This window comes from Streptomyces sp. NPDC030165 (assembly GCF_055573595.1).
Map to the genome: position 1 here is coordinate 212,289 of NZ_JBVIBD010000010.1, position 11,935 is coordinate 224,223.

General features: G+C 72.2%; 7 protein-coding genes. 5 read left to right on the plus strand and 2 right to left on the minus strand.

Going from position 1 to position 11,935, the window contains the following annotated elements:
• Positions 1–97 precede the first annotated feature (97 nt).
• Positions 98–1,957 carry a lytic transglycosylase domain-containing protein gene (locus ACZ4Z1_RS20785; protein ID WP_468488058.1) on the minus strand — a complete coding sequence of 620 codons (1,860 nt, stop codon included), beginning with the start codon at positions 1,955–1,957 and terminating at the stop codon, positions 98–100.
• Between the two features lie 155 nt (positions 1,958–2,112).
• On the opposite strand from ACZ4Z1_RS20785, the gene ACZ4Z1_RS20790 reads away from it, so the two are divergent.
• Positions 2,113–2,973, plus strand: a complete 861-nt coding sequence (locus tag ACZ4Z1_RS20790; protein ID WP_468488059.1) for a DUF4184 family protein — start codon at positions 2,113–2,115, stop codon at positions 2,971–2,973.
• Between the two features lie 184 nt (positions 2,974–3,157).
• Here the strand turns inward: ACZ4Z1_RS20790 and polA are convergent, their stop codons facing one another.
• On the minus strand, positions 3,158–5,896 hold the full coding sequence (gene polA, locus ACZ4Z1_RS20795; RefSeq protein ID WP_468488060.1) for a DNA polymerase I: 2,739 nt from the start codon (positions 5,894–5,896) through the stop codon (positions 3,158–3,160).
• 216 nt (positions 5,897–6,112) lie between these two features.
• Between polA and ACZ4Z1_RS20800 the strand changes: the two genes are divergently transcribed.
• The 4 genes from ACZ4Z1_RS20800 to ACZ4Z1_RS20815 all read left to right on the plus strand — a co-directional run bounded on the left by ACZ4Z1_RS20800 (position 6,113) and on the right by ACZ4Z1_RS20815 (position 11,930).
• Positions 6,113–8,401 carry an FdhF/YdeP family oxidoreductase gene (locus ACZ4Z1_RS20800; RefSeq protein ID WP_468488061.1) on the plus strand — a complete coding sequence of 763 codons (2,289 nt, stop codon included), beginning with the start codon at positions 6,113–6,115 and terminating at the stop codon, positions 8,399–8,401.
• A gap of 150 nt (positions 8,402–8,551) precedes the next feature.
• Positions 8,552–9,028 (plus strand): PaaI family thioesterase, encoded by a 477-nt coding sequence (locus ACZ4Z1_RS20805; protein ID WP_468488062.1) that lies wholly within the window; start codon positions 8,552–8,554, stop codon positions 9,026–9,028.
• Positions 9,029–9,565: 537 nt separating this feature from the next.
• Entirely contained in the window at positions 9,566–10,798 is a 1,233-nt protein-coding gene (locus ACZ4Z1_RS20810; RefSeq protein WP_468488150.1) for a branched-chain amino acid ABC transporter substrate-binding protein, read from the plus strand.
• Positions 10,799–11,000: 202 nt separating this feature from the next.
• Positions 11,001–11,930 carry a branched-chain amino acid ABC transporter permease gene (locus ACZ4Z1_RS20815; RefSeq protein ID WP_468488063.1) on the plus strand — a complete coding sequence of 310 codons (930 nt, stop codon included), beginning with the start codon at positions 11,001–11,003 and terminating at the stop codon, positions 11,928–11,930.
• Positions 11,931–11,935: the final 5 nt, after the last annotated feature.

Consider the following 11,935-nt stretch of genomic DNA (forward strand, 5'->3'; position numbering starts at 1 on the left):
GCCCCGCGACCCCGAACACGGGGCGCCACCACGACCGCCACCGCCGTCCGGCTCGGTGGGAGCGGGACGGCGGTGGCAGTGGCTTCGCGGTACGCGGCTACGCCGTGACGATCAGCTTCACGGTCAGCACCGCGCCGTCGGCGGTGGTCAGACGCAGCAGGAACGTACCGGCCTGCCCGTCGGTGCGGATCTCCGGCAGCTTGAGCAGGCCGTCCGCGCCGGTCTTGAGAGTGAGGCTGCGGACCGGCTTGTCCTTGCCCTTGCCCTGGTCCTCGCCCTGCTCCTGGTCCGCGCCCGCATCGGCGAAGTACGGACCCTTGTCGTTCTCCACGGGCTGCTTCGGGTCGTCGGTGACCATGGTCGCGGTCACCGCGACGCCCGCCGCGATCTTCCCCTGGTAGGTGGCCTCGACCTCGACGGCGCCCGCCGCGAAGGAGGTGCCGGCCTTCGCCGTCAGCTCGGTGTCGGAGGTGCGGGCCAGCGCGTCGGCCTTGGGCGCGGGCGCCGGCTTGGCCTTGACGGTGGCGCGGACGTCGGTCGCGGGGACCTGGCGGCCCACCGCGGTCACCCGGACGGTGAAGCTGCCGGCCCGGTCGCCGGCGCTGAGCTTCGGCGCGGTGGCGATGCCGTCGGCGCCGGTCAGGACGGTGACGTGGTCGGTCTTGCCCCCGAAGCGGGCACCGGTCCCGCCGACGACCCGGAACTCGACGGGTACGCCCGCGACGGGCTTGCCGTCGGCGTTCTTCGCCCGAACGCGTACCGGCTCGGCGAAGTCCTCGCCGGCGGTGGCCGTGAGGTCCTCGGTGCCGACCCGCTCCAGGACGGTGACCGGCGCGGGCTTCGTGGGCGGCTTCGTCGGCGGCTTGGTGGGCGGCGTGGTCGGCGGGTCGGTGGGCTTGGGGGTGCTGGGGTCGGCGGGCGGGGTCGTCGGCTTGCTGTCGCCGCCCGGCTTGCCACCGCCCGGCTTGCCGTGGCCCGGCTTGCCGCTGCCGGGGCCGCCGGGCTCGGTGTTGCTGCCGCCGTCGCCGTGGCCGGTGCCGGGCCGGGGGCTGGGGACGGGCGTACGGCCCGGCGTGGGCCCGGCGCCCGCGGAGGTGTCCCGGCCGCTGCCCGCGCCGCCGCGGTGCACCGGCAGCAGGCCCCTGCCGTCGGGGACCTCGTGGGTGCCCTTGCGGTAGTAGGCGAGCCAGGACAGGACCGTGTTCAGGTACGTCGTCGACGGGTTGTAGCCGAGGATCGCCTTGTCCAGGTCGCGCTGCACGGACAGGTCGCGGTTGTTGGCGCAGAGGTAGCGGCCGGCGCCGAGGGCGGCGTCGTAGATGTTGTTGGGGTCCTTCTTGCCGTCGCCGTTGCCGTCGGCGCCCCAGCCGGTGCCGTCGGGGCCTCCGTGCGACCAGGTGGAGGGGATGAACTGCATCGGGCCGACAGCGCGGTCGTGCGTGGTGTCGCCGTCGAAGACGCCGTGGTCGGTGTCGGTGATCCGCGCGAAGCCGTTGCCGTTGAGCTGCGGGCCGGTGATGCGCTGCACGGTGGTGCCCTCGGCGTCCACGGCTCCGCCGCGGGCGTGGCCGGATTCCACCTTGCCGATGGCGGCGAGCAGCTGCCAGGGCAGCCGGCAGCCGGGGTCGGACTGGGCGACGCGGGCCTCGGCCTTCCGGTACGCGTCCAGGACGGTGGCGGGGATGCCCGCCTCGGCCGGGCCGGAGGCGGCCGGGCCGCCGGTGCCGGGGGAACCGCCGGGCTTGACCGGGCTGTTCAGAGGCGGCAGGTCGGTGTAGTAGGGCGAACCGCCGTCGATGGGGGTGTTGCCCGCCGGTGCGGGGTCCTTGGCGCTGTTCCCGGTCGTGGCCTCGGCCGCGCCCGGCGCCTGGGACGCGGTCAGGGCGGCCAGCGCGAGCGCTGCCACCGCCGTCGAGGCCGCTCCTTTGCGAAGCCGCCGCCCGAATGTGGCTGCCATCTGTGCCCGTCCCCTCCGCGTTGATCCACCGCGCGCACGTCGCCGTGCAGCGCTCCCCGGCGCTCCCAACTCACGTGACACTACGACAACTTCCGGCGGGCATCTACTGCTCTCAACGCCAGACATACTGATCCTAAACGATCAGGGAGAGAGTCATGCCGTTCACACTCAGCCACGCTGCTGCGGTGCTCCCAGCGCTGCGCCGGTCCGGGACAGCGCGCGGGCCGCTGGTCGCCTCGGCTCTCGTCGCCGGATCGTTCGCGCCGGACATGACGTACTACGCGGACACCGTGCTGCCCGGCGCCATGCTCTTCGGCGACGTCACGCACGGGGTGCCGGGCGTGCTCACGGTGGACGTACTGATCACCGTCCTGCTCGTCGGCGGCTGGCTGCTGCTGCGTGAACCGCTGGTGGCGCTGCTGCCGGCGGCCCGGCGCGGCAGGGTCTACGCGGTGGTGCGCGGCCGTCCCCGGCCGACGGGCGTCGGGCCGCTCACCGTGCTGGCCGCGTGGTTCTACGTCTCGGCGGTGCTGGGCGCGCTGACCCACATCGTGTGGGACGCGTTCACGCATCCGGGCCGCTGGGGCACCCGGCTCTTCCCCGTCCTCAACGAGGTCGTCGGCGGCTTCCCGCTCTGCACGTACGTCCAGTACGGCACGTCGGCGCTGGCCCTGGCCGTGCTCGGCTGGTTCCTGTGGACGGCGCTGCGGCAGGCACCGGACGCGCCCGCTCCGGCCGGGCTGCCGGCAGTGGCCGGAAGGCGGCGGCTGCTCGGCGTGGCGCTGCTCGCGCTGTGCCTGCTCGGCGGCGCCGTGCACCGTACGCTGCGGGCCCGCGCCGAGTTCGGGGCCCTGACGGTGACCTGGTTCGACTACATACCGACCGTGCTCTTCGGCGCGGGCGCGGGCCTCGCCCTCGGGCTGCCGCTGTACGCGGTGGCGGTACGGCTGCTGCACCGCCGCGCGCCCCGGGCCGGCCATCCGACCCCGTACGACGACGCCGACGCGCGGCGGTAGCCGGGCACGGGCACGGCCGGACGGCCCCGGTCACGCGCCACGGGCAGGGTCCCGAGCGTGCGCACGGCCAGGCGGCCGTGAAGCGCCGCGTACGCATCCGTACGCGGCACCTCGCGGCCGTACGCGGCGAGCGCCCACAGCCGTACGCCCCGGCCGTACGCACCGCCGGCCGTGCGCTCCCGGCTCAGTGCGCCGCCGACTCCCAGTCGCCGCCGTAACCGACCGACACGTCCAGTGGGGCGCGCAGCTGTACGGCGCCCGCCATCTCGCGGCGCACCAGCTCGTCGACCTGTCCCCGCTCGCCGGGCGCGACCTCGACCACGATTTCGTCGTGGACCTGGAGCAGCATCCGGGAGGTGAGGCCGGCCGCGCGCAGCGCCTCGTCGACCCGGAGCATGGCCACCTTGACGATGTCGGCGGCGGTGCCCTGGATGGGGGCGTTCAGCGCCATCCGCTCGGCCATCTCGCGGCGCTGGCGGTTGTCGCTGTTCAGGTCGGGGAGGTAGCGGCGACGGCCCATGATCGTCTCGGTGTAGCCGGTGGCGCGGGCCTTGTCGACGACGTCCTGGAGGTAGTCGCGCACCCCGCCGAACCGCTCGAAGAAGGTGTCCATCAGGCGGCGGGCCTCGTCGGGCTGGATGCCGAGCTGCTGGGAGAGGCCGAACGCCGACAGGCCGTACGCCAGGCCGTAGGACATCGCCTTGATCTTGCGGCGCATCTCCGGGTCGACCTCGGACTTGGCGACCGAGAAGACCTGGGAGGCGACGGTGGTGTGCAGGTCCTCACCGGAGGTGAACGCCTCGATCAGGCCCTCGTCCTCGGAGAGGTGGGCCATCACGCGCAGCTCGATCTGGCTGTAGTCGGCGGTCAGCAGGGACTCGTACCCCTCGCCGACCACGAAGCCGCGGCGGATGGCGCGGCCCTCGTCCGTACGGACCGGGATGTTCTGCAGGTTGGGCTCGGTGGAGGAGAGGCGGCCGGTGGCGGCGACGGTCTGGTTGAAGGTGGTGTGGATCCGGCCGTCCGCCGCGATCGTCTTGATCAGGCCCTCGACCGTCGTGCGCAGCTTGGACTGCTCCCGGTGCCGCAGCATGATCACCGGGAGTTCGTTCTCGGTCTGCGCGGCGAGCCAGGCCAGGGCGTCGGCGTCGGTGGTGTAACCGGTCTTGGTCTTCTTGGTCCTGGGCAGGCCCAGCTCGCCGAAGAGGACCTCCTGGAGCTGCTTGGGCGAGCCGAGGTTGAACTCGTGGCCCGCCGCGGCGTGCGCCTCCTGCACGGCCTGCTGGACGGCGGCGGCGAACTGCTGCTCGATGCGCTCCAGCCAGCCCCGGTCGGCGGCGATGCCGGCCCGCTCCATCCGGGCCAGCAGCACGCTCGTCGGCAGCTCCAGGTCGCGGAGCAGGCCGGCCGCGCCGACCTCGTCGAGCTTGGTGGTCATGGCGGCGCCCAGGTCCAGGACGGTGCGGGCCTGGTTCATCAGGGCGTCCGCCTGGGCGCGGTCGTCGGCGCCGAAGGCGAGCTGCCCGTCGCCCTCGGCGGCCGGGGCCAGGTCGCGGCCCAGGTACTCGACGGACAGGGCGTCCAGCGCGAAGGAGCGGCGGCCCGGCTTGACCAGGTAGGCGGCGAGGGCGGTGTCCATCGTGACGCCGTCGATGGTCCAGCCGTGCTCGCCGAAGACCCGCATCAGGCCCTTGACGTTGTGCATGACCTTGTGGCTCGCGGGGTCGGCGCTCCAGGCGGCGAAGGCCCGCTCGTCGGCCTCGTCCAGCTCGGTGGGGTCGAACCAGACGGCCGGGCCCTCGGCGGTGGCCAGGGCGACCTCGGCGACGCTGCCGCTGCCCACCGTCCAGGTGTCGACCGTGGAGACGCCCAGCAGCTTCCCGCCGTGCTCGGCCAGCCACGGGGCCAGCTCGCCGGCGCCGGCGACCGTGCCGTCGATCTCCACCTCGGCGGGCGCGGGCCCGGCGTCCTCGGCCTCCGCCGCGCCCGGGTCGGCGGCCAGCAGGCGCTCCCGCAGGCCCTGGTTGCGGATCTCCAGCGCCTCCAGGAAGACGGTCAGCGCCTTGCGGTCGTACGCCTCGCGCACCAGCTCGGCGGGGCCGCACGGCAGCTCCACGTCGCGCACCATCTCGGTCAGGACGCGGTTGAGCTTGACCGCCTCCAGGTGGTCGCGGAAATTCTGCCCGGCCTTGCCCTTGACCTCCTCGGCGCGCTCCACCAGCTCCGCGAACGAACCGAACTGGTTGATCCACTTCGCGGCGGTCTTCTCGCCGACGCCGGGGATGCCGGGCAGGTTGTCGGACGGGTCGCCGCGCAGCGCCGCGAAGTCCGGGTACTGGGCCGGGGTCAGGCCGTACTTCTCCTGGACCTTCTCGGGGGTGTAGCGGGTCAGCTCGGAGACGCCCTTGGTCGGGTAGAGCACGGTGACGTCGTCGGTGACCAGCTGGAAGGAGTCACGGTCGCCGGTGACGATGGAGACCTCGAAGCCCTGGGCGGTGGCCTGGGTGGCGAGCGTGGCGATGACGTCGTCGGCCTCGAAGCCCTCCACGGCGAACCGCTTGACGTGCATCGCGTCCAGCATCTCGCTGATCAGCTCGACCTGGCCGCGGAACTCGTCGGGGGTCTTGGAGCGGTTCGCCTTGTAGTCGGGGAACTCCTCGGAGCGCCAGGTCTTGCGCGAGACGTCGAAGGCCACCGCGAAGTGCGTGGGGGCCTCGTCACGCAGGGTGTTCGCGAGCATCGACGCGAAGCCGTAGATCGCATTGGTCGGTTGTCCGGTGGCGGTGGTGAAATTCTCCACGGGCAGGGCGAAGAACGCCCGGTACGCCATGGAATGCCCGTCCATCAGGAGCAGCCGGGGACGGCCGCCCTCCACCGCTTCGGTGCCGGTCGCTTCGCTCTTCTTCGCTGCCTTTGCTGCCACATCCCCGATCCTGCCACGCCCCACTGACAATCCCCGCCGCGACGACCGCGGCGGCGCCGCTGTCAGTCGTCCGTGACAGGATCTGAGGCGTACGGACAACCGGCCGCGGCCTCGCGCGCGACCGCGCCGCAAGCACCCCAACTGCACAGAACACGCTCAGCAGCCGCCCGGGCACACTCCGGACGGCGGGCTGGGCCCGGCTCAAGGGAGAGCGCCATGGCAGGCAAGCCGCCCGCGTCGGACCCGATCCAGGACGCGCCCGAGGTCACGGCGCCCGAGCACTACGCCGTCGGCCTGCCGGCCATCGGGCACGCGCTGCGCGTGTCCCAGCAGCAGATGGGCGTGCGCCGCACGGCGCTGACGCTGCTCCGGGTCAACCAGAAGGACGGCTTCGACTGCCCCGGCTGCGCCTGGCCCGAGCCCGAGCACCGCCATGCCGCCGAGTTCTGCGAGAACGGCGCCAAGGCCGTGGCCGAGGAGGCCACGCTGCGCCGCGTCACCCCGGAGTTCTTCGCCGCCCACCCGGTCGCCGACCTCGCGGACCGCAGCGGCTACTGGCTGGGCCAGCAGGGCCGCCTGACCCGGCCCATGTACCTGGCCGAGGGCGCCGACCGGTACGAGCCCGTGCCCTGGGAGCGGGCCTTCGACATCATCGGCGAGGAGCTGACCGCGCTCGGCTCCCCCGACGAGGCCGTCTTCTACACCTCCGGCCGTACGAGCAACGAGGCCGCCTTCCTCTACCAGCTCTTCGCCCGCGAATTCGGCACGAACAACCTGCCCGACTGCTCCAACATGTGCCACGAGTCGTCCGGCTCGGCGCTGACGGAGACCATCGGCATCGGCAAGAGCAGCGTCCTGCTGGAGGACCTGTACAAGGCCGACCTGATCATCGTCGCCGGGCAGAATCCGGGCACCAACCACCCCCGGATGCTCTCCGCCCTGGAGCAGGCCAAGGCCGGCGGCGCGAAGATCATCTCGATCAACCCGCTGCCCGAGGCGGGCCTGGAGCGCTTCAAGAACCCGCAGACCCCGCGCGGCCTCGCCGGGCGCGGCACGGCTCTCACGGACCTCTTCCTCCAGGTGCGCATCGGCGGCGACCAGGCCCTCTTCCGTACGCTGAACCGGCTCATCCTGGAGACCGAGGGCGCCGTCGACACCGAGTTCGTCGCCGAGCACACCCACGGCTTCGAGGAGTTCGCCGCGGCCGCCCGCGCGGACACCGACTGGGACGCGACGCTCGCCGCCACCGGCCTGACCCGCGAGGAGATCGAGCGCGCCCTGGACATGGTCCTGGCGTCCCGCCGCACGATCGTCTGCTGGGCCATGGGCCTGACCCAGCACAAGCACTCCGTCCCCACCATCCAGGAAGTCGTCAACTTCCTGCTGCTGCGCGGCAACATCGGCCGCCCCGGCGCCGGCGTGTGTCCCGTACGCGGCCACAGCAACGTGCAGGGCGACCGCACGATGGGCATCTTCGAGCGCCCCGCCCCCGCCTTCCTGGACGCCCTGGAGAAGGAGTTCGGCTTCGCACCGCCCCGCGAGCACGGCCTGGACGTCGTACGGGCCATCCGCGCCCTGCGCGACGGCGACGCCAAGGTCTTCTTCGCCATGGGCGGCAACTTCGTCTCCGCCACCCCCGACACGGACGTCACCGAGGCCGCCGTACGCCGCGCCCGGCTGACCGTCCACGTCTCCACCAAGCTCAACCGCTCGCACGTCGTCACCGGCGCCCGCGCCCTGATCCTGCCCACCCTTGGCCGCACCGAGCGCGACATACAGGCGGGCGGCGAGCAGTTCGTGACCGTCGAGGACTCCATGGGCATGGTGCACGCCTCGCGCGGCCGCCTGGCGCCCGCGAGCCCGCACCTGCTCTCCGAGCCCGCCATCGTCGCCCGCCTCGCGCGCCGCGTCCTCGGCCCGGACAGCCGCACGCCCTGGGAGGACTTCGAGAAGGACTACGGCACGATCCGTGACCGGATCGCCCGCGTCGTCCCCGGCTTCGAGGACTTCAACGCCAGGGTGGCCCGCCCCGGCGGCTTCGCCCTGCCGCACGCCCCGCGCGACAGCCGCAGCTTCCCCACGGCCACCGGCAAGGCCAACTTCACGGCGGCGCCCGTCGAGTACCCGCACCTGCCCGAAGGGCGGCTGCTCCTGCAGACGCTGCGCTCGCACGACCAGTACAACACCACGGTCTACGGCCTCGACGACCGCTACCGCGGCATCAAGAACGGCCGCCGCGTCGTCCTGGTCAACCCCGAGGACGCCCGTACGCTGGGCCTGGCCGACGGCTCGTACACCGACCTCGTCAGCGAGTGGACCGACGGTACGGAGCGGCGCGCGCCCGGCTTCCGCGTCGTCCACTACCCGACGGCGCGCGGCTGCGCTGCCGCGTACTACCCGGAGACCAACGTCCTGGTGCCGCTCGACCACACCGCCGACACCAGCAACACCCCCGCCTCGAAGTCGCTGGTGGTCCGCCTGGAGCCGGTGGCACCGCAGACGTGACCGGGCGGTGCGGAGCGGCGGTGCGGCCCCGGACCGTACCGCCGCTCCGTAGCCTGATAAGAACGTGCACGACTCAACGACCGGCGTCGGACCGGCGGCGCTCCCGCGCGCCCCGTCGGCGCCACCGGCACACGAACGGAGCCGCAGGACATGGGCGAGCAGCGCGCGACCACGTTTCCGCAGGAGATCATCGACCAGTGGGCCGGGCTCGGCCTGGACCTCGCCGCGCTGTTCTCCGCCGGTCACCTCGGTACGCGCATGAGCGTGCAGGTCCTGGAGGCCGCCCCGGAGCGGATCGTCGGCACCATGCCCGTCGAGGGCAACACCCAGCCGTACGGGCTGCTGCACGGCGGCGCCTCCGCGGTGCTCGCGGAGACCCTCGGCTCGGTCGGCGCGATGCTGCACGGCGGCCCCACCAAGCTCGCCGTCGGCGTCGACCTGAACTGCACCCACCACCGCGGCGCCCGTTCCGGCCTGGTCACCGGCGTCGCCACCCCCCTGCACCGCGGCCGCTCGTCCGCCACGTACGAGATCGCCATCACCGACGAGGACGGCAAGCGGGTCTGCAGCGCCCGGCTGACCTGCATGCTGCGTGACGTGGACGCGTCGGTGTACAACCGCGGCTGAGCCCGGCGCCGCGCTGCGCCCACAGTGTCACGGCGGCCCCGTTCCCGGTTCAGGGAGCGGGGCCGCCGCGTCGTACATCCCCCGGCGCGTGGGTTCCCGCCGCCGCGCCCCGCCGCACACCTCCGCGCCCCGTAACGCTCCGTGACGCCTGTCATCGGCACGACCGCCGCCGGGCTCCCCTGGTGCACCGACCACCCACCCGCCCCGCACGTCCCATCCGCTATGCGGACGCCCGGACCAAGATCAGCCCCAAATCCCCTGCGGGAAGTGCCAGTTCACACTCCGCTCGGTGTCCGCGCCGAATGTAAGGAGCATGAGGGCAAAACGCTCATCGACGGTCATAACAAGAGCGTCACATCCTGGTCAGCGCCGCTGTCAGGTCACCGGGCACCGCTCTAGAGTCACCGCCAGTCACCGCGCCGCCGGGCGCGCGTTGCGAGCACGGACCCTGTACCACCCGTACAGCCCGGCGCGCGAAACGGTCGTGCGACGCGCCCGGCCGCGCCAGGGAAAGGACTGATCGTGCGTCACCGTTCCTTGCTCATACTCACCACCGCGGTCACCGCAGGCGCCCTCACACTCTCCGCATGCGGCTCCCGCGGCGACGACAAGAAGGGCGGCGAGGGGGCGAAGACATCCGTGACCATCGGCCTCGACGCCCCGGTCACCGGCGAGCTCTCCGCCCTGGGCCTGGGCATCCGCAACTCCGCCCAGCTCGCCGTCGACAACGCCAACAAGGCCGGCGAGGTGAAGGGCGTCGAGTTCAAGCTCGAACCGCTCGACGACAAGGCGCAGGCCAACGTCGGCCAGCAGAACGCCACCAAGCTCGCCGGCGACAAGGACGTCCTGGGCATCGTCGGCCCGCTGAACTCCAGCGTCGCCCAGTCCATGCAGCAGGTCGCCCAGCAGAGCGGCGTGGCCCTGATATCCCCGGCCAACACCACCCCTGACCTCACCCAGGGCAAGGACTGGAAGCAGAACAAGCGCGTGCGGCAGTTCTCCACCTACTTCCGCACCGCCACCACCGACGAGGTGCAGGGCGCCTTCGACGGCCAGTTCGCCTGGGAGAAGGCCAAGTTCAAGAACGCCTACGTCATCGACGACCAGAAGACCTACGGCGCGGGCCTCGCCGCGTCCTTCAAGGCGCAGTTCACCAAGCTGGGCGGCAAGGTCGTCGGCTCCGAGCACGTCAACCCGGAGGACCGCGACTTCAAGGCCGTCGTCGCCAAGGTCAAGGCCGCCAAGCCGGACGTGGTCTTCTACGGCGGCGAGTACCCCGCGTCCGGGCCGTTGAGCCAGCAGCTCAAGGACGGCGGCGTCACCGTGCCCCTGATGGGCGGCGACGGCATGTACAGCGCCGACTACATCAAGCTCAACAAGAAGGCACAGGGCGATTACGCCTCCTCCGTGGGCAAGCCCGTCGAACAGCTCGCCTCCGCGAAGAAGTTCATCGACGAGTACAAGGCCGCGGGCTACAAGGACCGCTACGAGGCGTACGGCGGCTCCGCCTACGACGCCACCTGGGCGCTGATCCAGGCCGTCAAGAAGGTCGTCGGGGACAACGGCGGCAAGCTGCCCGCGGACGCGCGCAAGAAGGTCGTCGACGCCATGAACCAGGTCTCCTTCGACGGCGTCACCGGCCATGTCTCCTTCGACAAGTACGGCGACACCACCAACACCATGATCACCGCCTACCAGGTCGACCAGGGCAAGTGGGTCGCCCGCTTCAGCGCGGAGTTCAAGAAGTTCGACAAGGCCGGCAAGGGCTGACCCGCCCGGGCTGAACCGTACCGCCGAGGCCGGCGGGCCCGGACCGTCCGCGGTCCCGGGCCCGCCGGGCCCGCCGCACCACCCCACCGGCCAGTGCCCCTCGGGCCGCGCCAGGACGCCACGAACGCCCTCCGGCGCCGCCCGCGGCACACGGGCTGCCGCCACCGCCCGTACCGTCTTCCCACCCCACGGAGGCCCTGCGGTGAACGAACTGCCGCAACAGCTGGCCAACGGACTCATCCTCGGCGCGATGTACGGACTCATCGCGATCGGCTACACGATGGTCTACGGCATCGTCCAGCTCATCAACTTCGCACACGGCGAGATCTTCATGGTCGGCGGCTTCGGCGCGCTCACCGTCCACCTCGCCATGCCGTCCGGCACGTCCCTCCTCCTCGCGCTGCCCCTGATGCTCCTCGGAGCCGTCGTCGTCTCCGGCCTCGTCGGCGTGGCAGCGGAACGTTTCGCCTACCGACCGCTGCGCGGCGCGCCCCGCCTCGCGCCCCTGATCACCGCCATCGGCCTGTCCATCGCCCTCCAGCAGGCCGTCTGGATGTGGTACCCCGAAGGCAACAAGGCCCGGGTCTTCCCGCAGTTCAAGGGCGACTCCTTCGAAATCCTGGGCGCCACCGTCCAGCGCGGCGACATCTTCGTCATCGCCGCCGCACCGGTCTGCATGATCGCCCTCGGCTTCTTCGTCTCCCGCACCCGCAGCGGCCGCGCCATGCAGGCCACCGCCCAGGACCCGGACACCGCCAAGCTCATGGGCGTCAACACCGACCGGATCATCGTGCTGGCCTTCGCCATCGGCGCCGTCTTCGCGGGCGTCGCCGCCGTCGCCTACGGGCTGCGCACCGGCGAGGTGCAGTTCCGGATGGGCTTCATCCTCGGCCTCAAGGCCTTCACCGCGGCCGTGCTCGGCGGCATCGGCAACATCTACGGCGCCATGCTCGGCGGCCTCGTCCTGGGGGTCGCCGAAGCACTCGCCACCGGCTACGTCGAGGAGATACCCGGTATGCAGCAGTTCGGCGGCGGAGCCTGGAAGGACGTCTGGGCCTTCGTCCTCCTCATCCTCGTCCTCCTGCTCAGGCCCCAGGGCCTGCTCGGCGAACGCGTCGCGGATCGGGCGTGACAGCG